Genomic DNA, 22,375 nt, shown 5'->3' with positions numbered 1-22,375 from the left:
GCTCCGATTCGCTTTACCCCGGCCCAGTCCGCGCTTTTCGCGGCCTGGGCTTTTCTTTGCGCAGGCAACCAAGCAAGCGCTTGGCTTGTTAATTGCTGCTTTCTGAAAATAACTGGCTATCTTTTCTACCGAAGGATCGGACTAGTCCGTCGGAAGGTGCGAGCCAGAGTACCTGGGGGTTCCAAATCACACTTTCGAGGGATCAAGCGCTAATACCCGCTGGCTATAGTCCGCAAGCATCAATAACAAAAAACACATGGAGTAGCGTCGATGACAACAACCACAACGTTCTGGCGCCTGGCAAAACTGCCGCTGGCCGTCAGCCTCGCTTCTACGCTCACCGCTCCGGCATTCGGCGTAACGTTCAACATCGGTGAAATCGAAGGTCAGTTCGACTCGTCGCTGTCCGTGGGGGCCAGTTGGTCGATGCGGGGAGCCGACAAGGACCTGATCGGCGTGAACAACGGTGGGGATGGCCTGTCCCAGACCTCCGACGACGGCCACCTGAACTTCAAGAAGGGCGAGACCTTCTCGAAGATCTTCAAAGGCATCCATGACCTCGAACTCAAGTACGGTGATACCGGCGTCTTCATGCGCGGCAAGTACTGGTACGACTTCGAGCTGAAGGACGAGAGCCGTCCGTTCAAGGACATCGATGACAGCGGCCGCAAGGAAGGCGCCAAGTCTTCCGGCGCCCAGTTGCTCGACGCCTTCATCTACCACAACTACAACATCGCCGACCTGCCGGGCAGCGTGCGCCTGGGCAAACAGGTGGTGAGCTGGGGTGAGAGCACCTTCATCGGTAACTCCATCAACTCGATCAACCCGATCGACGTGTCTGCGTTCCGTCGCCCGGGTTCCGAGATCAAGGAAGGCCTGATTCCGGTCAACATGTTCTATGTGTCCCAGAGCCTGACCGACAACCTGTCGGCCGAGGCCTTCTATCAGCTGGAATGGGACCAGACCGTCATCGATAACTGCGGCACCTTCTTCTCCCAGCCGGACGTGGTGGCCGATGGTTGCGACCAGAACCTCGCAGTGCTTCGCACCCAGGCCCAACTGGCCAATCAGCTGGGGGCCATCTCGCCCATCGTACAGGGCGTGCTGAGCAATAACGGTGTCATCTGGGGCAACCCGGACGAGGGCGTGATCGTCCGCCGCGGAGCCGACCGTGACGCCGATGATGACGGCCAGTACGGCCTGGCGTTCCGCTATTTCGCCGAGGAAGTGGACACCGAATTCGGTGCCTATTACATGAACTACCACAGCCGTACCCCGGTCTTCAGCGGATCGGCTGCACCTGCCAGCACCTTCGGCCTGTTCGCCCCGGGTAACCCCGCAGGCTTCGGCCCGCAGCTGGCCCAGGCACTGGCCCAGGCCGGGGTACCCAACGCTGCCGCGATTGCCGGGCAGTTGACTCCCGCCCTCGCTCCGTTGGTCGTCGCAGGCAATTCCGAGTACTTCATCGAGTACCCGGAAAACATTCACCTCTTCGGTCTGAGCTTCTCCACCACCCTGCCCACCGGCACGGCCTGGAGCGGCGAGGTCAGCTACCGGCCCAATGCGCCGGTGCAGCTCAACACCACCGATATCCTGTTCGCCGGCCTGACTCCGCTGAACCCGGACGTATCGGTTCTGAGCGGGGGGCCGGGCCAGGACCTGCACGGCTATCGCCGCAAGGAGATCACCCAGTTCCAGACCACCTTCACTCACTTCTTCGATCAGGTGATGGGCGCCAGTCGCCTGACGCTGGTGGGCGAGATCGGTGTGGTCCACACCGGCGGCCTGGAGAGCACCAGCAAAGCGCGTTATGGCCGCGACCCGGTCTTCGGCCCTGGCCCGCTGCCGAACAACCAGTGCGTGACACTCAATGCCGGAACCCTGGGCAGCCCCACGGCTGAAAACGTCGCCAAGTACTGCGAAGACGACGGCTTCGTCACCAGCACCGCCTGGGGTTACCGCATGCGTGCGGTGTGGGACTACAACGACGTGTTCGCCGGTATCAACCTCAAGCCCAGCATCGCCTGGTCCCATGACGTCGACGGTTACGGCCCGAACGGTCTGTTCACCGAAGACGCCAAGGCCGTGAGCCTGGGGCTGGATGCCGAGTACCAGAACACCTATACCGCCAGCCTGTCCTACACCGACTTTTTCGGTGGCAAGTACAACACCCTGATCGACCGCGATTTCCTCGCGCTCAGCTTCGGCGTGAACTTCTAAGCGGACTGCAATCTTGAGGAAGACGATGAAAATGAAAACAACAAAAAGTCTGCTGCAAACCGGCGCACTGGCGCTGTCCCTGCTGGCCACCAGCGTCATGGCGGCCGTGTCCGCCGACGAAGCGGCCAAGCTGGGCACCACCCTGACTCCGCTGGGCGCCGAGAAAGCCGGCAACGCCGATGGCTCCATTCCCGAGTGGACCGGCGGCCTGCCGAAGAATGCCGGCACCGTCGATGCCCGTGGCTTCCTGTCGGACCCTTTCGCCAGCGAGCAGCCGCTGTTCACCATCACCGCGCAGAACGCCGACCAGTACAAGGACAAGCTGACCCCCGGCCAGCTGGCGATGTTCAAGCGCTACCCCGACACCTACAAGATGCCGGTGTACAAGACCCACCGCTCGGCCACCGTTCCGGCGGACGTGATCGAGGCCACCAAATACAACGCCACCCACACCAAACTGGTGGAAGGTGGCAACGGTCTGGAAGACTTCCGAACCGCCAACCCCTTCCCGATTCCGCAGAACGGCCTGGAAGCGATCTGGAACCACATCACCCGCTATCGCGGCGGCAGCGTTCGCCGTCTGGTGACCCAGGCGACCCCGCAGCCGAACGGCTCCTACAGTCTGGTGTACTTCCAGGACGAGTTCACCTTCCGCGACAAGCTGAAGGACTACGATCCCAACAAGCCGAGCAACGTGCTGTTCTACTTCAAGCAGCGCGTGACGGCGCCGTCCCGCCTGGCCGGTAACGTGCTGCTGGTGCACGAAACCCTCAACCAGGTGAAGGAACCGCGCCTGGCCTGGCTCTACAACGCCGGCCAGCGCCGCGTGCGCCGCGCTCCGCAGGTGTCCTACGACGGTCCGGGTACCGCCGCCGACGGTCTGCGTACCTCCGACAACTTCGACATGTACAACGGTGCGCCGGACCGCTACGACTGGAAGCTCGAAGGCAAGAAGGAGATCTACATCCCCTACAACAGCTACAAGCTGGATGGTCCGAACCTGAAGTACGCCGACATCGTCAAGGCCGGCCACATCAACCAGGACCTGACGCGCTACGAGCTGCACCGTGTGTGGCACGTGGTGGCCACCCTGAAGCCGGGCGAGCGCCACATCTACGCCAAGCGTGACTTCTACATCGACGAAGACACCTGGCAGGCCGGCGCCATCGACCACTACGACGGTCGTGGCACCCTGTGGCGCGTCGCCGAGGCCCATGCCCAGTACTACTACAACCACCAGGTGCCGTGGTACACGCTGGAAAGCCTCTACGACCTGCTGTCCGGCCGTTACCTGGCGCTGGGCATGAAGAACGAGGAGAAGCAGTCCTACGACTTCAGCTACACCGCCAGCGAAAGCGATTACACCCCGGCGGCCCTGCGCCAGGCGGGCGTGCGCTGATACAGCTGCAACACCTTGTAGTGAAGCCGGCCTCCGGGCCGGCTTTTGTTCGTCCGTACTTCCTTCCCGGCAGGGCTTCTATTGGTTTTCCCGAACAGCTAGGCTCATTCGGGTCTGCGCCCCTGCACGCACAACATTCCTAGAAGCTGGGTGATGACCGTACTGACCAGTTCGCGCTCCGCGATGCTGTCCGCCCCCCTGGCGGATGCACGCTTCTTTCGCCCGCCGCGTCCCGCCGGCCATGTTCCGCGCCCGCGGTTGTGCGAGCGTCTTGCCGATGGCCTGGAAGGCCGCCTGCTGATGCTCAGCGCACCGGCCGGTTTCGGCAAAAGCTCCCTGGCCATCGAATTCTGCGAAAGCCTGCCCCACGGCTGGCACAGCCTCTGGCTCAGCCTGAGCCGGCGCGACAGCGATCCGGGGCGCTTCCTCGAACGCCTGCTGGACGGCCTGCGCCAGTTCTATCCGGGCCTGGGCGACGAAGCCATGGGGCACCTGAAGATGCGCCAGCGGCACCAGCCGTTCGCCTTCGAGCAGTGGCTGGATGGCCTGCTCGACGAGGTTGCCGATCGTCTCGACGCGAACCAGCGCCTGCTGCTGGTGCTGGACGACTATCACCTGGCGCAGAACGCGGTGCTCGACCGCTGCCTGCAGTTCCTCCTCAACCACCTGCCCGATGGCTGGGTGCTGCTGGTCACCAGCCGCCAGCGCCCGGACTGGCACCTGGCGCGGCTGCGCCTTTCGCGGCTTCTGCTGGAACTCAACGAACAGGACCTGCGCCTGAACGAAGATGAATGCCTGGCGCTGCTCAGCAGCCAAGGCGCGAGGCTCGAGGGTGAAGAACTGGAAGGCCTGCTGCAGCGCAGCGAAGGCTGGGTCGCGGGCCTACGCCTGTGGCTGCTCTCCGGTCAGGACTCGCTTGGCGGCAGCGGCATGGAGCAGGGCGCCCGGGGCGACGAAAGCCTGATCCGGGAATACCTGCTGGAAGAGGTCATCGAGCGCCAGCCGCCGGAGGTGCAGGCGTTCCTCTTTGAGACCGCGCGCTTCGAGCGTTTCTGTGCCGAACTCTGCGATGCCGTGCGCGAGAGCCACGACAGCGCTGCCATCCTCCGCCATCTGCAGGCCCACCAAATGTTCCTGGTGCCGCTGGACGAGCAGGGCCAGTGGTTCCGTTACCACCACCTGTTCTCCGACCTGCTGCGCACGCGCGGCACCACCAGCCTGGCCCCTTCCGGCGTGCACCTGCGGGCCTGCCGCTGGTTCAGCGCGCGCGGCCTGCTGGACGAAGCGGTGGAGCAGGCCCTGCGTGCCGGCCAGCCCGATGTCGCGGCCTCGCTGGTGCAGAACCTGTCGGAAGAACAACTGCTGGCCAACCAGAACATCGCCATGCTATTGCGCTGGAAGATGGACCTGCCCGACAGCCTGCTGTCCAGCACGCCCCGGTTGAGCGTGCTCTATAGCCTGGCCCTCGGCCTGGCCTGCCAGCTGGACGCGGCGGAAGAGCTGGCCGGCAACCTGGCGCGCTTCCTGCCGGCGCCAGACGCCGCGCAACAGCACAGCCTGCTGGCGCAATGGCAGGCCATCAGTGGCCTGATCGCCCGGGGGCGCGGCGATATCGAGCGCGCCGAGCATTTCTGCACTGAGGCGCTGACCGCGTTGTCGGCGGAGAACTATGGCCAGCGTCACCTGTGCCTTTCCCTGTTGGGGAACCTCGCCCTGGTGCGCGGCGACCTCTGGCGCGCCCGCCACCTGAACCGCGAGGCCCTGGAGATGGCGCAGCGCGGGGCCAACCCGCTGTTCGAAGCCCTGGTCCATTATGACCGTGCCCGCGTCCTGCAGGCGCGTGGTGAAACCCTGCGCGCCCAGGCAGAGGTGCAGCAAGGCCTGGAGCGTCTGCGTGGCGTGGAAGTGCCGAGGGCCTGCGTGGCCCGGGCGCGCCTGATGCTCTACCAGGGCTTCCTGCTGTGCATGCGCCTGCAGAACCAGGCCGCGCGGGTCAGCCTGCAGGCCGGCATAGCCGAAGCCCGCGCCTGCCGCGACATCAGCCTGCTGATCGGACACTGCGCCCTGGCCGCACTGGAAGGCCGCGAGGGTCGCTTCGCCGCCGCCTTCGCGCAACTGGCCGAGGCCGAGCGGCTGATGCACATCTGGGACGTGCCGCCGGTCTACTACCTGGCGATGATCACCCTCTCCAAGTGCGAGCTCTGGCTGGCCCAGGGGCAGCTGGAGCTGGCCGAGGCCTGGCTGCCGCGTCTGGCGGAAACCTATGCCGGTGAAGGCGCCGCCGCCGCGCCCGAATTCCATCCGTTGCTGCCGCTGTGCATCGAGCAGCAATCGGCCGCGCTGGCCCGTGCCCAGGGCAAGGTCGCGGAGGCCGAGACGAGCCTGCGTGCCCTGCTGGAAAAAGCCGAAGGGCAGGGGATCATGCATGTGGCGCTGGGGGCTCGGCTGCAACTCGTGAGCCTGCTGCGCGCCAGTCGCGAGCGCGAGGCCGCGGCGCTGCTCGAACGCGCCCTGGCCAGCCTGGACAGTGGCGCCCTGCTGCCGTATCGCGAACTGCTGGAGCAGCACCCCCAGTGGCTGCGTGAACAATTGGCGACCCATTCGCCGGACAAGGTGCGGGCATTGCTCGAACTGCTGCCCGGCGCCGACGTCGTGATGCCGGTGGACGCCGGCGCTGCCGAGGCACTGAGTTCACGGGAGCTGGCGGTGCTGCAGCTGATCGCCCAGGGCTGCTCGAACCAGGAGATCAGCGATCGCCTGTTCATCTCCCTGCACACGGTGAAGAGCCACGCCCGCCACATCAACAGCAAGCTGGGCGTGGAGCGCCGCACCCAGGCCGTGGCCCGGGCCAAGGCCCTCGGCCTGCTGCGCTGAAGCAACGGGCCACGCTGCGGATGCGCGCAGCAATCTTGCGCCGGGCCTTCAGGACATGGACGGGCAGGCCACTGGACGATTATCGTTCCAGGCCGTGAAGCCATTCCCGTGCGCCGCAGCGCGCACCGCCGTACCGGAGCTGCCCGATGACCCAGTCCACCGCCCTGATCCGCGAAACCTTCCCCGTCGGCCCCTTGCAGTGCAACTGCACCCTGATCGGCGATCCGGTCAGTAAGAAGGCCATCGTCGTCGATCCGGGCGGCAACCATGAGCTGATCCTGGCGCGGCTGGAGGCCCATGGGCTGAAGCTGGTCAGCATCATTCACACCCATGCCCACCTGGATCACTTCCTCGCTTCCGGCGAGTTGAAGAAGGCCACCGGCGCGACCCTGCACCTGCACAAGGAAGACCAGTTCCTCTGGGACAACCTGGAAATGCAGTGCCGCATGTTCGGCGTGCCTTACAAGCCGGTGCCGGCCCCTGATCAGTGGCTGGCCGACGACGAGGAACTGGCCTGCGGCTGCGGCGTCGCCCTGCACACCCCGGGGCACACGCCGGGCTCCATGAGCTTCTGGTTCCCAGAGGCCAGGCTGCTGATTGCCGGTGATACCCTGTTCCGCCGCGGCATCGGCCGTACCGACCTCTGGGGCGGCGACTACAACACCATCGAGCGATCCATCAAGCAGCGCCTGTACAGCCTGGACGAGGAGGCCACCGTGGTCACCGGCCACGGTCCGGACACGCGCCTGGGCGACGAGATGCGGGAGAATCCGTTCGTGCGGGCCTGATATACGGAATTTTTTCGCGTTCACATGTCTAATTGCCGGCAGCCACACCGGCTAAAGGATTTCTCAGGAGTAAAACGTCCATGTTCACCTCGCGTCGCCTGATCATCGCCGCTACCGTTTTCGCCATGCTGTCGGGTTGTGCCCAGAACCCCTACAACCAACAGGGTGAGGTCCAGGCTCCCGCCGAAGGCGGCATGAGCAAGACCGCCAAGTACGGTGCCCTGGGTGCCCTGGCGGGTGCCGTAGCGGGCGCCGCGATCAACCACGACAACCGTGGCAAGGGTGCGCTGATCGGCGCCGCCGTGGCAGGTGCCGCGAGCGCGGGCTACGGCTACTACGTCGACAAGCAGGAAGCGGAACTGCGCCGCAGCATGGAAGGAACCGGCGTGCAGGTGCAGCGCCAGGGCGACAACATCAACCTGATCATGCCCGGCAACATCACCTTCGCCACCAATTCGGCGGACATCGCCAGCAACTTCTACACCCCGCTGAACAACCTGGCGACTTCGTTCAAACAGTACGACCAGAACAACATCGAAGTGGTTGGCCACACTGACAGCACCGGCAGCCACCAATACAACATGAACCTGTCGCAGCAGCGCGCCCAGAGCGTGGCCAACTACCTGATGGCCCAGGGCGTCAACGGTGCCCGCGTAAGCTCCCGTGGCATGGGCCCGGACCAGCCGGTCGCGAGCAACGCCACCGAGGCTGGCCGTTCGCAGAACCGCCGCGTGGAAATCAAGCTGACCCCCATCCCTGGCGCCCAGGTTCCGCAGCAGTAATCCCCGCCCTCCCCGAACAGGCCCGCAGCTGCGGGCCTTTTCGTTCCTGCCGCTCGTCACTCGACTACTGGCTCAACGCCAGTTCCCACTTTCCTGACTAGACTGCGTTGCAGGGCTCCATTGAGCCCCGCCGGAACCGCCTGTACGCGCTCCCTGCGAGACGACGGCGACCATGGGAAGGTCAGGAGACTGCATGGACGAACCTCAAATCCCCCGATTCCGCATGTACCTGTTGCCCTTGCTGGTGACGCTCGCCCTGATGCTGGTTTCCGGGGGGCTGGTACTCTGGCAATGGCTGGCGCTGGAGACGCGCAACCGCGCCGAGCACGAGCAGCGTTTCCAGATCGAGGCGGAGGATATCGCCCAGCGAATCGACAACAGGATGCGCGCCTACGAGATGGTGCTGCGCGGCATGTCCGGCCTGGTGGTCGGCAGTTCCTCCGTGTCGGCCGAGGAGTGGGCGCGGGCCACCGACCAGCTGCAATTGCAGGAACGCTACCCGGGGATACAGGCGCTGGCCTGGGCGCGCTACCTCAGGCACGAGGAACTCAACGAGTTCGTCGGCGAGATCTGGGACCAGGGCCGGCGGGAGTTCCGTGTGTTTCCCGCGGAGCCGCGGGAAGAGTATCTGGTGGTGCAGTACAGCAGCCCCCTGGACTGGCGCAATCGCCGCACCCTGGGCTTCGACATGCTGAGCGAGGCGGTACGCCGGGACGCCATCGAACGCGCCAGGGAGAGCGGCGAGCCCAGCCTCACCGGGCCGCTCAAGCTTCGGCAGGAAACCGACCAGCAGACGCAGAACGGGCTGCTGCTCTACATGCCGGTATATCGCCCGGACGCGCCCAGCAGCACCGAGGAAGAGCGGCGCACGGCGCTGGTCGGCATGGTCATCGGCGCCTTTCGCCTGAATGATCTGATGGACGGCATCCTGGGTGCCCAGGGCAATCTCTACCGCATCGACCTCAAGGACATGGGCAGCCCCAACGTGCCCATGCTCGATCACCAGGATGGAGCCGCTCAGCCACGTTTCCAGCGGGCCCTGGAACTGAAGCTGTTCGGCCGTATCTGGGCGCTGGGCGTGGGCAGTACGGCCCAGTACGAGGCGATGCTCGGTAACAATCGCATCGCCTTCAGCCTGTGGACCGGCCTGGCCGCCGCGATGCTGCTGTCGTTGCTGGTGGGCGGCTACCTCTACCAGCGTGAGCGTCAGCTGCTGCTCAGCCAGTCGACCTCCAGCGAACTGGCCGAGCGCGAAGAGCGTTTCCGCCTGCTGCTGCAGCACCTGCCGGTAGCGACCCTGACCTGCCTCGAAGATGGTCGCATCGAGATGGCCAACGCCCGTACCGGGGAACTTTTCGGCAGTACCACGGAAAACCTCGTGGGGCAGAACCTGCGTCGCTTCCTGCCGGGGCTGCTGGACTTGCCGCAACAACTGTCCCGGCAGGCGCCCACTGAACTGGTGGAAACGGAGCTGCTGCAGGATGACGGCGAGCGTATCGCCGTGGCCTTCAGCCTGAGCACCATCAATCACGGCCGAGACCCGCGCTACCTGCTCAACCTGGTGGACCTGCAGGCACGCAAGAGCGCCGAGGAGCGTTTCCGCCTGGTGGTGGAAGCCTCGCCCAACGCCATTGTCCTGGTGGACAGTCGTGGGCGGGTCGCCATGGTCAACCGCCAGACCGAGCAGCTCTTCGGTTACAACCGAGCGGAAATGCTCGGCTCCTCTGTGGAAATGCTCTTGCCCGAGTCCCTGCGCGAGGCCCATGTGGCCCTGCGCGACAGCTTCCAGCAAAAGCCCGAGCAACGGCGCATGGGGAACAATCGCGAGCTGTTCGGCCAGCACCGCGATGGCCACCTGATTCCGCTGGAAGTGGGCCTGTCGCCGATCCGCACGGGCCGCGAACTGATGGTCCAGGCGGTGATCATCGACATCAGCGAGCGCAAGGCCGCCGAGCAGCAGCTGCGTGACCAGGCCGAGCAACTGATGCTGGCCAACCGTTACAAGTCCGAGTTCCTCGCCAACATGTCCCACGAGCTGCGCACGCCGCTGAACAGCATCCTGATCCTCAGCGACCAGCTGCGGCAGAACATGGCCGGCAACCTCAGCGAGAAGCAGACCCGCCACGCCGACATCATCCACCGTTCCGGCAGCGACCTGCTGCAGCTGATCAACGATGTGCTCGACCTGTCCAAGGTCGAGGCCGGGCGCATGCAGCTCAGGCTCGAACCGCTCAATGTGCAGGACATGCTCGCGGAGCTGGACGGCAGCCTGCGCCCAATGGCCGAGATCAAGGGCCTGCGCCTCTCCACCCACGTCCAGGCGGGGGTGCCGCGGGTTATCCATAGCGACCGGGTGCGTCTGCACCAGATCCTGCGCAACCTGTTGTCCAACGCCCTCAAGTTCACCGAGCACGGCGAGGTGGAGCTGTCGGTGGAGCTGGACCCGGCGGCGGCGATCGACGAGCGCGAAGTGCTCTGCTTCAGCGTTCGGGATACCGGCATCGGCATTCCCGAGGACCAGCACGAACGCATCTTCCAGGCCTTCCAGCAGATCGACGGCTCCACCAGCCGGCGCTTCGGCGGTACCGGCCTGGGGCTGGCCATCACCCGCCAGCTGGTGCTCGCCCTGGACGGCGACATCACCCTGGAAAGCGTTCCGGGACGGGGCTCGCGCTTTATCGTGCGGATGCCGGTGGCAGTGGCCGCCAGCCAGCCGAAGGACGACGAGGAGCCCGCGCAACCGGTACGCAGCGGCCAGGGGGCGGCGGTGCTGATCGTCGAGGACGACGTCAACTTCGCCTCGGTGATCGCCGAAGAAGCGCAGGCCCACGGCTTCTCCAGTGTCCACTGCCGCAGCGGCAAACAGGCCATCGGCCTTTTGCAGAACGAGCGGTTCGCGGCGGTGATCCTCGACATCCTGCTGCCGGACATCAGCGGCTGGCAGATCTACCGGCGCCTGCGCAGCCACGCGAACCACCGCGCCACGCCGGTGAACATCATTTCCTGCGTGCCCCAGCCCCAGGACTGGAACGAGAACGCCACCCGCTATCTGGTCAAACCCATCGCCCGCGAGGACCTGGAGCAGGTATTCCAGGACCTGGAAGGTGGCCGCCCGCCGGAGGAGCGCAAGCTGTTGCTGGTGGAAGACGTCGAGGTGGAGCGCGAGCACTATCGCGAGCACTTGAAGCAACTGGGCTTCGACGTGGTCGCCAGCGCCAACGGCGAAAGCGCCCGCAAGGCCTATGCGCAAAGCGAGTTTTCCGCCCTGGTGATCGACCTCGACCTGCCTGACCAGGATGGCTTCGAGTTGCTCGACAGCCTAGACCGCGAACGCCCCCTGGACGGTTCGCGCGTGGTCATCAACACCGGCGTCGATGTCACTCAGCAGAACCTGCAGCGCCTGCGCCGCTACTCGGCGGTGGTGGTGCGCAAGGCCGGCAACGACCTCGACAACCTCAGCTCCGCGGTCCAGGGCTTCTTCTCCGGCCTGCGCCAGACGCAGAACGGCAAGGGGGTGGACCCGCTGGAAGGCAGCCGGGTGCTGCTGGTGGACGACGACGTCCGCAACATCTACGCCCTGAGCGCCCTGCTCGATGAGACCGGCATGAAGGTCACTGCCGCGCGCGACGGTGTGGAAGCCATCGACTGCTTCCAGCGCGAACCCTTCGACCTGATCCTGATGGACATGGCCATGCCCAATATGGACGGCTACACCGCCACTCGCGTGCTCAAGCAGGAGCATGGCTGCGGCATCCCGATCATCGCCCTGACCGCCCATGCGATGAAAGGCGACCGCGAGAAATGCATCACCGCCGGCGCCGACGACTACCTGGCCAAGCCGGTGAGTCGCCAGGAACTGCTGGATATGCTCTACCGCTGGCTGGAACAACCCGGAGGTCGCCATGGCGCGCCTGCAGCTTAAGGAGGCCCCGGCGGGCAATGTCCTGCTGGTGGTGGATGACCGCCAGGAAAACCTCACCGCAATGGAAGCGCTGCTGGAGGACGGCGAATGGCAGGTGCGCACCGTGGACTCGGGCGAGGCCGCGTTGAGATGCCTGCTGGAAGAAGAGGTCGGCCTGGTCCTGCTGGACGTGCAGATGCCGCGCATGGACGGCTTCGAAGTGGCGCGGCTGATGCGCAGCAGTCCACTGACCCGCTTCACGCCGATCATCTTCATCTCCGCCATCGCCCACACCCAGGACGCCGTGCTGCGTGGCTATTCCTCCGGGGCGGTGGACTTCATCCTCAAGCCCTTCGATCCCCAGGTGCTGCGCCACAAGATCCAGTCGCTGCTGGCCCATGAGCGCAACCGGCGCGAACTGCTGCAACTCAGCCAGCAGCTGGACAGCGCCCGCGCCTTCAACGCCTCGGTGCTGGAGAATGCCGCCGAAGGCATCCTGGTGGTCGGCGAGGACGGCCTGATCAGCTTCGCCAACCCGGCCATGGCGCAGATGCTCCAGGGCTCGGTGGCGGATCTGGAAGGCCGGCCGCTGCTGAGCCTGATCGCCCATCCGGAAACGGGTGGCGAGTGGAAATTCTCGGCCTTCTATCGCCACTGGAAACAGAACGAGACCTACCGCGTCCACGACGCCAGCCTCAGGACCATGAGCGGCGAATGCCTGCCGGTGGCGCTGTCGTCGTCGCCATTGCCGCGCCTGCAGCGCTCCATGGTGGTCATCGCCCTGGACATGTCGGCGGTGCGCCAGTTGCACGCACAGCTCGAATCCCAGGCCATCACCGATGCCCTCACCGGGCTGCTCAACCGCCGCGGTTTCCACCAGGCGCTTGAAGCCTCCCTGGCGCGCATCGAGCGCAACGGCAAGCGCATGGCGGTGTTGTACCTGGACCTCGACGGTTTCAAGCTGATCAACGATTCCCTCGGCCACGAGGCCGGTGACCGCGTGCTGCGGCGGGTGGCGGAACAGTTGAAGAACTGCCTGCGGCCCTACGACATCCTGGCGCGCATGGGCGGCGACGAGTTCACGGCGCTGCTGGATACCCTCGACCATCCCGAGGATGCCGCGCGGGTGGCGGAGAGTCTCATCGAACTGGTTTCGGTCCGCCATCACATCGAGGGCATCGACGTGACCCTCGGCGCCAGCATCGGCATCGCCTGCTTCCCCGAATGCGGACAGAGCGTGGACGGCCTGCTGCGCGCGGCGGATATCGCCATGTACGAGGCCAAGCGCGCCGGCCGCCAGCAGTACCGCTTCTACTCGCCGGAGATGAACGGCCGCGCCCGTTCGCGGCTGATGCTCGAAGAAAGCCTGCGCAATGCCATCGAGCAGCATGATTTCCACCTCGTCTACCAGCCGCAGATCCATATCGAGAGCGGCCGCCTGCGCGGGTTCGAGGCGCTGCTGCGCTGGGAACACCGGGTGGCCGGCACCGTGGCGCCCAACGTGTTCATCCCGCTGCTGGAAGAAACCCGCCTGATCAATCGCCTGGGCGACTGGGTACTGCGCGAAGGCGCCAGCCAGTGCGGCGCCTGGCAGCCGTCGTTCGGCGACGACCTGGTGATCAGCCTCAACGTCAGCCCGGTGCAGTTCGGCATGCCGCAGCTGGTGGACGACCTGAGGCGGGTGCTGGACGAGTTCAACCTGCGGCCCGCGCAGCTGGAAGTGGAGGTCACCGAAGGCGCGCTGATGCAGGACCTGGAGCGGGCCCGCGAACAGCTCCAGCAATTGCGCGCCCTTGGCGTACGCGTCGCCGTCGACGACTTCGGCACCGGCTATTCGTCGCTGGCCTACCTGCGTCACTTCGAGCTGGACACCCTGAAGATCGACCGCCTGTTCATTTCCAGCATGCTGGAGTCGCGGCGCGATGCGGCGGTGGTCAGCACCATCATCGACCTCAGCCGCCACCTGGGCCTGGAGGTAATCGCCGAAGGGGTGGAAACCATGGCCCAGCGCGACTGGCTGCTGGAGCACGGCTGCACCTTCATGCAGGGCTTCCTGGTGGCGCCGGGGCTGCCGGTGGCCAAGGCTGGCGCCTTTCCCCCGGTGGTGGACTGGCAGGCCCTGCGGGAGGGCACCGACAGCCTCACCCCCTCGCCCTGAGCAGGCGGGGGCATCGCGCAGAGCGGAACCGGCGGGCCTACACTTCACCTGTCGGGGCATCCGGGATCAGCGCCCCGGCCAATCGCGATAAGGAGGCTCCATGTACTGCTTTGTTGTGGCGTATCCCAATGCACCGGGCGCCAAGTTCGACTTCACCTACTACTGCGAGGAGCACATTCCGCTCCTGTCCCGCCTGATCGGCGAAAACCTGGTGAAGATCGAAGTGCGCAAGGGGCTGGCCGCAGCGGATGGCGCGGTGGCGCCTTTCATCTGCATGGCCAATATCTGGGTACTGTCGGTGGAGGAATTGCGCAGCACGCTGGAACTGAACGGCGACGAGATAAGCGCCGATATCCCCAACTACACCAACCTGGCGCCGCTGCTCCAGGTGGATGAGGTGTTACAGACCCCATAGACGTGGAAAAGAACAAGCCCGCCGATCGGCGGGCTATTCGTTTCCGGAATCAGGCCGGCGGGAACTGCTGGTGCAGCCTTTCCAGCTGGGCGTCCTTGGCTTCCCACAGGCGGTTGACCCATTGCTGGAAGGCCAGGCGGTACTGCTCGTCCTGGTCGTAGTTGCGACCGATGAATTCGCGGGGGATATCCAGCTCCTCGATGCGTACCACCACCTGGCGCAGGCCACCGGCCAGCAGGGCCCAGAAGCTCGGGTTGCCATCGGGGTAGTGGATGGTGACGTTGACCAGCGAATGCAGCTGCTCGCCCATGGCATCCAGCACGAAGGCGATGCCGCCGGCCTTGGGCTTGAGCAGGTACTGGAAGGGCGAGCCCTGTTGATCGTGCTTGGCGCGGGTGAAGCGGGTGCCTTCGAGGAAATTGAAGATGCCCACCGGGTTGTCGCGGAACTTGGCGCAGGTGCGACGGGTGGTTTCCAGGTCCTTGCCTTTCTTCTCCGGGTGCCTGGCCAGGTAGGCCTTGGAGTAGCGCTTCATGAAGGGGAAATCCAGCGCCCACCAGCACAGGCCGATCACCGGGACCCAGATCAGCTCCTGCTTGAGGAAGAAGCGCAGCAGGCGGATGCGGCGGTTGAACAGGTACTGCAGGACCAGGATATCCACCCAGCTCTGGTGATTGCTGGTGACCAGGTAGCTGTGCTGGTAGTCCAGCCCGGCCAGGCCGTCGACGTCCCAGCGGGTGTCGCGCACCAGGCGCATCCACAGCTTGTTGCAGCTGATCCAGCCTTCGGCGATGAAGCTCGCGGCCCAGTTCAGCACGCCCTTGGTTGTGCGGAACGGCAGCAGCAGTTTAAGCGCCGTGACGGCGAACAGCGGCATGCACCAGAACAGGGTGTTGAGCGCCAGAAGCACGGCTGCCAGGGCGCCGCGCAGGGGAGAGGGGATAAAGCTGAGCATGAAAGGGATGGAGCCTCACCGTGGGGTGGTCATGGCCACCTCGTTATGGACGGGCCCGCTGCGTTCCCTGGCTGCGGGCAGAATGGTGGCAAAGGTTAACGGTTGTTCACTCAACTGCAAGCGCGAAGGGTGACCGGGCGGTCGAAGTTGCTTGCAGGACGGATCGCTCTTTTGTGGGGGAGTGCAACGGTTCAGCTTTCGCTACTGCAAGCCGCCTGTATCGCCGTCAGGGCGATGGTGTGGATGATGTCGTCCACCAGGACATTGCGCGGCAGGTCGTTCACCGGTTTGCGCAGGCCTTGCAGCATCAGGCCGCCGCTCGCCACGGGGTGGCTCTGCTGGGCGTCCTTGTAGGCGGCATCGCCGCTGGCGAGGTCGGGGAATACGAAGACTGTGGTGCTGCCCTCGCGGGCGGCGGCGGAGTGGGGCAGGGGGCCTTCGATGCTCAGCTCGGGGCGGGCGGCGCGGGCCAGGCGGGCGGCTTCGCGGACCTTGGCCAGCGCGGCCTCATCGGGCGAATCACAGATCATCGCCACCCGCGGCACTATCCCCAGGGCTTCGGCCGAATCCGCACTCTGCAGGGCGATCTCCGCCAAGTCGCTGGCATCCGGCTCGGGGTTCACCGCGCAGTCGCCGTAGACCACCACCTGTTCCGGCAACAGCATCAGATAGACGGAGGAGGCGATGCGGTAACCGGGGGCCGATTTGATCAGCTGCAGCGCCGGGCGGATGGTGTTGGCGGTGGGGTGGATGGCGCCGGACACCAGGCCGTCCACCTCATCCAGCGCCAGCATCATGGTGCCGAGCACGACGTTGTCTTCCAGCTGGGCGGCGGCCATCGGTGCGTTCAAGCTCTTGTTCTGGCGCAGGTCCACCATGGGCTGCACGTAGCGTTCGCGGACCCGGTCCGGATCGAGGATTTCCAGGCCTTCGGGCAGTTCGATGCCGTGGGCGCTGGCCACCGCGTGCACATCTTCCGGCCGGGCCAGCAGCACACAATGGGCGATGCCTCGGGCCTGGCAGGCGGCGGCTGCCTGCACGGTGCGCGGCTCGCTGCCTTCGGGCAGGACGATGCGCTTGCCGGCGAGCTGCGCCTGCTGGATCAGCCGATGGCGGAAGGCCGGCGGCGACAGGCGCTGGCTCGCGCTGGGGGCGCCACAACGGGCGCGCAGCCAGTCGAGGTCGAGATTGCGGGCGACGAACTCGGTGACCTTCTCCGCACGCTCGCGGTCGTCCACCGGGATCTCCTTGTTCATCCGGTTCAGGTTGGTCGCCGTGTCGTAGGTGCCGGTGGTCACGCCCAGTACCGGCAGGCCGCCCTGCAGGGCGCCACGGCAGAGTTCCAGGGTGCGCGGGTCGGGCTGGATGTCGCTGGAAAGCAGCAGGCCGGCGAGCGGCACGCCGTTCATGGCGGCCAGGCTGGCGGCGAGGATGATGTCGTCACGGTCGCCCGGGGTCACCAGCAGCACGCCCGGCTTGAGCTGTTGCACGGTGTTGGGCACGGTGCGCGCGCAGATCACGATCTTCTGCACCCGGCGCTGGTCGTAGTCGCCGGCGTTGATGACCTGTGCCTGCAGCAGTTCGGCAACGTCGCGGGTACGCGGTGCGTTCAGCTCATCCAGCCAGGGCACGCTGCCGAGCAGGCGGAAGTCGTTGCCGCGCAGCAGGGGGGACTGTTCCTTGAGGCGGCGGGCGAACGCTTCGTCGCGCACCTTGTTGAGGATCACCCCGAGCACCTTCGGATCGCGTGGGCCGCCGAACTGCTGGGCCTGGATCTCCAGGCGGTCGGACAGTTCGGAAAGGCTTTCGTCCTCCGGCGCCGACACCAGGATCACATCGGCGTCGAGGCTCTTGGACAGGTGGAAGTTGATCCGTGCGGCGTAACTGGCATGGCGGGTCGGCACCATGCCTTCGACGATCACCACGTCCTTGCCTTCGGCGGCCTGGTGGAACAGGCCGGTGATCTCATCCAGCAGTTCGTCCAGCTGGCCGTCGGCGAGCATCCGCTCGACCTGGGACTGGGACAGCGGCATCGGGGGCTTGAGGCCGTGGGTGCGTGCCACCAGCTCGGTGGAGCGTTCCGGGCCGAGGTCGCCGGGGTGTGGCTGGGCCACGGGCTTGAGGAAACCGACCTGCAGGCCGGCCAGCTCCAGGGCGCGCACCAGGCCCAGGCTGGTGGAGGTGAGGCCGACGCCGAAACCGGTCGGGGCGATGAAAAAGCAGTGCATGGTGCTCCTTGGCAAAGGCGATTCAGGCAAGCAGGGCCAGGGTGTCGAGGGCGATCTGACGTTCTTCGTTGGTGGGCACCACCAGCACGCGCGGATGGCCGCGCTTGTGGATGGGGCCGGCGACGCCACGCACGCAGCGTGCGTTGGCTTCGCGGTCGATGGCCAGGTTGAGCAGCTTCAGGTGATCCACCGTGCGGCTGCGCACAAGAGGTGAATTCTCGCCGATCTCGCCGGTGAAGATCAGCCCATCGAGCTGCGGCAGCGCACAACCCACGGCGGCCAGGGTCCTGGCCAGGCGGTAGCAGAAGACTTCGATGGCCAGGGTCGCGCCGGGGTGGCCCTGGTCGCGGGCCTGTTCCAGGCTGCGCATGTCGCCGGCCAGTTCCGAGAGGCCGAGCAGGCCGCTTTCCTGGCGCAGCACCTGGTCGATCTTTTCCAGGCTCCAGCCGAGGCTGCGGTGCAGCTGGATGTAAAGGTGCGGGTCGATGTTGCCGCTGCGTGTTGCCATCACCAGGTTCATGCTGGCGTCGCGGCTCTGGCCGTTGACGATGGCGCAGGCGGAACAGTGCTCGCCCAGGTGGGCCGAGAGCCAGCAGCTGTCGCCCAGGGAAAGCCCGGCCAGTTCGGCGGCGCGGCGGCTGACATAGCGGTGACTGTTGCCGTGGAAGGCATAGCGGCGCAGGCCGTGGTCGCGGTAGACGGCCTCCGGCAGGGCGAGACGGTAGACGTGCTCGGGCATGCTCTGGTGGAAAGCCGTGTCGAACACCGCGACATGGGGCAGGTTCGGCAGCAGGTGCATGGCCGCCTCGATACCGGTGATGCTCGCCGGCATCTGCTGCGGCGCCAGCAGGACCAGGGCCTGCAGGCAACGGATCACCTGAGCGTCGATGCGGCAGGCGGATTTGAACAGCTCGCCGCCGTGCAGCACGTGGTGGCCGATGCCGTGCAGCTTGCCGCCGGCGGCGCCCTGCACGATGGGCAGCAACTGCGACAGCGCGGCGCGGTGGTCGGCGTTGGGGATCATCAGGCTGTCCTTGTCAGCGCCGCGTTGCCAGCGCAGTTCGGCGTCACGGCTGCCGAGTCCATCGGCCATGCCGTGGAGGATGAACTGACTGTGGGCTTCGTTGATCAGGGCAAAGCGCAACGATGTCTTGCGCGCGTGGATTACCAGGATGTTGCGTGCGGGCATCAGGTTTCCTCAGTGGATTCGGGGGGCACGCCCTGTGCGCACCAGCCGCAGGGGAAGAGATGCCCCAGCTGGGCGGCGCGCAGTCCGGAGTCGAGTACCCAGGCGCGTGACTGCCAGGGCGGCTGGTGCCGCAGATGCTGGGTATGACCGCAGGAAAGCACCGCCACCCAGTGACCGTCTTCGTCTTGTCTGTAGCCGACGATCCGGGGCCGCCTGTCAGTGTTCGGGTCGCAATCGACCGGTCGCGCGGTTAAACTTGCCCTTTCCTCATTCATTCCAGAAGGTCTCGCACCATGCTGATCGCCGCCAACAAGGCAGTGTCCATCGACTATACCCTTACCAACGACGCCGGTGAGGTGATCGACAGTTCCGCCGGCGGCGCCCCGCTGGTGTACCTGCACGGCGCCGGCAATATCATCATCGGCCTGGAGCGCGCCCTGGAAGGCAAGCAGGCAGGTGACGAGCTGAACGTTGCCATCGAGCCCGAAGACGCTTACGGCGAATACAGCGCCGAGCTGGTCGCCACCCTGGATCGCGCCATGTTCGAAGGCGTCGACCAGCTGGAAGTCGGCATGCAGTTCCACGCTTCCGGCCCGGACGGCAGCATGCAGATCGTGACCATCCGCGACATCGACGGCGATGACGTCACCGTCGACGGCAACCACCCGCTGGCCGGCCAGCGCCTGAACTTCCAGGTCAAGGTGGTGAAGGTGCGTGATGCCAGCGACGAAGAGATCGCCCACGGCCACATCCACGGCGAAGGCGGTCACCACCACTGACCGGTCGTCTGCGATTGCCGTTCCGGCAAATCGCGAATCGGCTGCTAAGCTGATAAAACCGAAAAGGGCGCCCCGGGGCGCCTTTTTTGTCCGCTGTGAAATCCCTGAGATTTTCGAGGAGTCAGTCATGAGTGCGTTTCACGACCTCAATTTGCGCGCGCTCGACGGTCAGGACCTGCCGTTGGCGCCGTACAAGGGCCAGGTGGTGCTGGTGGTGAATGTCGCCTCCAAGTGCGGCCTGACCCCGCAGTACGCCGGGCTGGAAAAGCTTTATCAGCAATACCGCGACAAGGGCTTTACCGTGCTCGGCCTGCCCTGCAACCAGTTCGCCGGGCAGGAGCCGGGCAGCGAGGAAGAAATCCGCGAGTTCTGCAGCCTGAACTACGGCGTGACCTTCCCCCTGGGCAGCAAGATCGAGGTCAATGGCTCGGCGCGCCACCCGCTGTACCGCCTGCTGGCAGGCGAGGGGGCCGAGTTCCCCGGCGAGATCACCTGGAACTTCGAGAAGTTCCTCGTCGGCAAGGACGGCCGCGTGCTGGCGCGCTTCTCGCCGCGCACCGCACCGGACGATCCCGCGCTGATCCAGGCCGTCGAAAAGGCCCTGGCCTGATTCCCCCCCGCACTCATGAACGCTTGACCGTAGGAGCCAGCTTGCTGGCTCCTACGCTTTCCCGCCACCTCATATCCCCAGGCTTGTAGCCATCAATCACGCCGATCAATAGTGCTGGGCAGGGCGAGACGACCGGTCATATGCTCGCCGCCATGACCCGAATCCGACTCGACAAACGCGACCTCATCCTCGCCAGGGGCTCCCAGGTGATGACCCGCCGTGGCTATCACGGCACCGGCGTGCAGGAAATCGTCCAGGCCGCCGGCATCCCCAAGGGCTCCTTCTATCACTACTTCGCCAGCAAGGAAGACTTCGCCGTCCAGGCCCTGGAATACCTCTATCTGCCGCGCCTGGAGCGCTATGCGCAGGCCCTCGGCAATCCGGCATTGAGCCCGTGCCGGCGCATCATCGGTTACTACCGCGACCTGCTGGCGCATTTCACCAGCCGCGAGAAGCCCGAGTACCACTGTTTCATCGGCAGCCTCGGTTTCGAGATGGCCGAGCTGTCCCCCGCGATCGGGGAGCAGGTGGAAAGCATCCTGCAGAGCTCGGTGGACATCCTGAAGGCCTGTCTGGAAGAAGCCGTGGCCGCTGGCGAGCTGCCGGCCGATGAAGACTGCGCCAACCTCGCGGCCTTTATCGCCAACGCCTGGCAGGGCGTGCTCACGCGCCTGAAGGTGGGCGGTGGCACCGCACCCATGAATGCATTCGTCGAGCGCCTGGAGCTGCTGCTCCGGGCCTGATTCTTCATTGCCTAGAAACCGAGACGACCGGTCAGGCGACCGGCCACAGGAGACCCCATGACCGCTCCCGTACAAGCCCTGTTCGAACCCTTCCGCCTCGGCAGCCTGGAGCTGCCCACCCGCGTGGTGATGGCGCCGATGACCCGTTCGTTCTCCCCGGGCGGCGTGCCCAACGCCAAGGTGGTGGAGTACTACCGCCGCCGCGCCGCTGCCGGCGTGGGCCTGATCATCACCGAGGGCACCACCATCGGTCACAAGGCCGCCAATGGTTATCCCCATGTTCCGCGATTCTTCGGTGAAGACGCCCTGGCGGGCTGGAAGCAGGTGGTCGACGCCGTGCACGCCGAAGGCGGCCGCATCGTGCCGCAGCTCTGGCACGTGGGCAGCGTGCGCCGCCTGGGCACCGAGCCGGACGCCAGCGTGCCCGGCTACGGCCCGATGGAGAAGGTGAAGGACGGCCAGGTGGTGGTCCACGGCATGACCCGGGACGACATTCAGGAAGTGGTCGCCGCCTTCGCCCAGGCCGCCCGCGACGCCAAGGCCATCGGCATGGACGGGGTGGAAATCCACGGCGCCCACGGTTATCTGATCGACCAGTTCTTCTGGGAAGGCAGCAACCAGCGAACCGACGAATACGGCGGCAGCCTGGCCAACCGTTCGCGCTTCGCCATCGAAGTGATCCAGGCCATCCGCGCCGCCGTCGGCCCGGATTTCCCGATCATCTTCCGCTTCTCCCAGTGGAAGCAGCAAGACTACACGGCGCGCCTGGTGACCACGGCCGAGGCCCTGGGCGAGTTCCTCAAGCCGCTGTCCGATGCCGGTGTGGACATCTTCCACTGTTCCACCCGCCGCTTCTGGGAGCCGGAGTTCGAAGGCTCCGACCTCAACCTGGCCGGCTGGACCCGCCAGCTCACCGGCAAGCCCACCATCACCGTCGGCAGCGTCGGCCTGGATGGCGAGTTCCTGCAGTTCATGGTCAAGACCGACAAGGTCGCCCAGCCGGCCAATATCGAAGGCCTGCTGGAGCGCCTGAACCGGGAAGAGTTCGACCTGGTGGCCGTGGGTCGCGCCCTGCTGGTGGACCCGGACTGGGCCGTCAAAGTGCGGGAAGGCCGCATGCAGGACATCCTGCCGTTCAGCCGGGAAGCGCTGGCAAGCCTGGTGTAAGGCACCGGCATGGAAAGGCCCTGCTGATGCGGGGCCTTTATTGTGGGTGCGCCAGGCATGGCGCGTAGCGCCGTGACTGGCGCTGTTCGGTTCACTGTGGTGGTGAACTGGACGACTTGGAGGTGGAAGTCCTCTGCACGCCCGGCAAGGGGAAGTGCTAGCGGAAG

16 protein-coding genes are annotated in these 22,375 nt (G+C 65.7%); 12 read left to right on the top strand and 4 right to left on the bottom strand.

The features are described 5' to 3' along the window. The first annotated feature begins 270 nt into the window (after positions 1-270). The 8 genes from ACFW0B_RS24030 (at position 271) to ACFW0B_RS23995 (ending at position 14,537) form a co-directional block, all read left to right on the top strand. Positions 271-2,220 carry a DUF1302 domain-containing protein gene (locus ACFW0B_RS24030; protein WP_449151474.1) on the top strand — a complete coding sequence of 650 codons (1,950 nt, stop codon included), beginning with the start codon at positions 271-273 and terminating at the stop codon, positions 2,218-2,220. Positions 2,221-2,251: 31 nt separating this feature from the next. Beyond that, a complete protein-coding gene (locus ACFW0B_RS24025) occupies positions 2,252-3,619 on the top strand; it encodes a DUF1329 domain-containing protein (protein WP_449151473.1) in 1,368 nt (455 codons plus the stop codon). A gap of 153 nt (positions 3,620-3,772) precedes the next feature. Then, a complete protein-coding gene (locus tag ACFW0B_RS24020; RefSeq protein ID WP_449151472.1) occupies positions 3,773-6,493 on the top strand; it encodes a LuxR C-terminal-related transcriptional regulator in 2,721 nt (906 codons plus the stop codon). 146 nt (positions 6,494-6,639) lie between these two features. Continuing rightward, positions 6,640-7,281 (top strand): MBL fold metallo-hydrolase, encoded by a 642-nt coding sequence (locus ACFW0B_RS24015; protein ID WP_449151471.1) that lies wholly within the window; start codon positions 6,640-6,642, stop codon positions 7,279-7,281. Positions 7,282-7,361: 80 nt separating this feature from the next. Continuing rightward, positions 7,362-8,063 (top strand): OmpA family protein, encoded by a 702-nt coding sequence (locus ACFW0B_RS24010; RefSeq protein ID WP_449151470.1) that lies wholly within the window; start codon positions 7,362-7,364, stop codon positions 8,061-8,063. A 193-nt stretch (positions 8,064-8,256) separates the two neighbouring features. Beyond that, positions 8,257-11,985: a response regulator gene (locus ACFW0B_RS24005; protein WP_449151469.1), complete on the top strand. Its 3,729-nt coding sequence runs from the start codon at positions 8,257-8,259 to the stop codon at positions 11,983-11,985. Beyond that, on the top strand, positions 11,966-14,122 hold the full coding sequence (locus ACFW0B_RS24000; protein ID WP_449151468.1) for a putative bifunctional diguanylate cyclase/phosphodiesterase: 2,157 nt from the start codon (positions 11,966-11,968) through the stop codon (positions 14,120-14,122). Before ACFW0B_RS24005 ends, ACFW0B_RS24000 begins: the two co-directional genes overlap by 20 nt. A 100-nt stretch (positions 14,123-14,222) precedes the next feature. Continuing rightward, entirely contained in the window at positions 14,223-14,537 is a 315-nt protein-coding gene (locus ACFW0B_RS23995) for an EthD family reductase (RefSeq protein WP_449151467.1), read from the top strand. Positions 14,538-14,586: 49 nt separating this feature from the next. On the opposite strand, the gene ACFW0B_RS23990 is transcribed toward ACFW0B_RS23995, so the two are convergent. The 4 genes from ACFW0B_RS23990 to ACFW0B_RS23975 all read right to left on the bottom strand — a co-directional run bounded on the left by ACFW0B_RS23990 (position 14,587) and on the right by ACFW0B_RS23975 (position 19,184). Next, positions 14,587-15,492: an acyltransferase gene (locus ACFW0B_RS23990; RefSeq protein WP_449151466.1), complete on the bottom strand. Its 906-nt coding sequence runs from the start codon at positions 15,490-15,492 to the stop codon at positions 14,587-14,589. Positions 15,493-15,683: 191 nt separating this feature from the next. Then, positions 15,684-17,720: a phosphate acetyltransferase gene (pta, locus tag ACFW0B_RS23985; protein ID WP_449151465.1), complete on the bottom strand. Its 2,037-nt coding sequence runs from the start codon at positions 17,718-17,720 to the stop codon at positions 15,684-15,686. 22 nt (positions 17,721-17,742) lie between these two features. Next, a complete protein-coding gene (locus ACFW0B_RS23980; protein WP_449151464.1) occupies positions 17,743-18,909 on the bottom strand; it encodes an acetate/propionate family kinase in 1,167 nt (388 codons plus the stop codon). Then, positions 18,909-19,184, bottom strand: coding sequence for a DUF3565 domain-containing protein (locus ACFW0B_RS23975; RefSeq protein ID WP_449151463.1), 276 nt, complete (start codon positions 19,182-19,184; stop codon positions 18,909-18,911). The genes ACFW0B_RS23980 and ACFW0B_RS23975 overlap by 1 nt, the downstream gene beginning before the upstream one ends. An 18-nt stretch (positions 19,185-19,202) precedes the next feature. Here ACFW0B_RS23975 and ACFW0B_RS23970 point away from each other — a divergent pair, with 18 nt between their 5' ends. The 4 genes from ACFW0B_RS23970 (at position 19,203) to ACFW0B_RS23955 (ending at position 22,208) form a co-directional block, all read left to right on the top strand. Beyond that, positions 19,203-19,688: an FKBP-type peptidyl-prolyl cis-trans isomerase gene (locus ACFW0B_RS23970; protein WP_449151462.1), complete on the top strand. Its 486-nt coding sequence runs from the start codon at positions 19,203-19,205 to the stop codon at positions 19,686-19,688. A gap of 127 nt (positions 19,689-19,815) precedes the next feature. Further along, positions 19,816-20,298, top strand: coding sequence for a glutathione peroxidase (locus ACFW0B_RS23965; protein ID WP_190830723.1), 483 nt, complete (start codon positions 19,816-19,818; stop codon positions 20,296-20,298). 152 nt (positions 20,299-20,450) lie between these two features. Continuing rightward, positions 20,451-21,041, top strand: coding sequence for a TetR/AcrR family transcriptional regulator (locus ACFW0B_RS23960; RefSeq protein ID WP_449151461.1), 591 nt, complete (start codon positions 20,451-20,453; stop codon positions 21,039-21,041). 57 nt (positions 21,042-21,098) lie between these two features. Further along, positions 21,099-22,208: an NADH:flavin oxidoreductase gene (locus tag ACFW0B_RS23955; RefSeq protein WP_449151460.1), complete on the top strand. Its 1,110-nt coding sequence runs from the start codon at positions 21,099-21,101 to the stop codon at positions 22,206-22,208. The last annotated feature ends 167 nt before the right edge of the window (positions 22,209-22,375 follow it).

It is taken from the genome of Metapseudomonas phytobenefica (assembly GCF_043392685.1).
Classification (GTDB): domain Bacteria; phylum Pseudomonadota; class Gammaproteobacteria; order Pseudomonadales; family Pseudomonadaceae; genus Metapseudomonas.
Note: the sequence above shows the minus strand (reverse complement) of the source record. Positions and strands in the feature narration are given on the sequence as shown.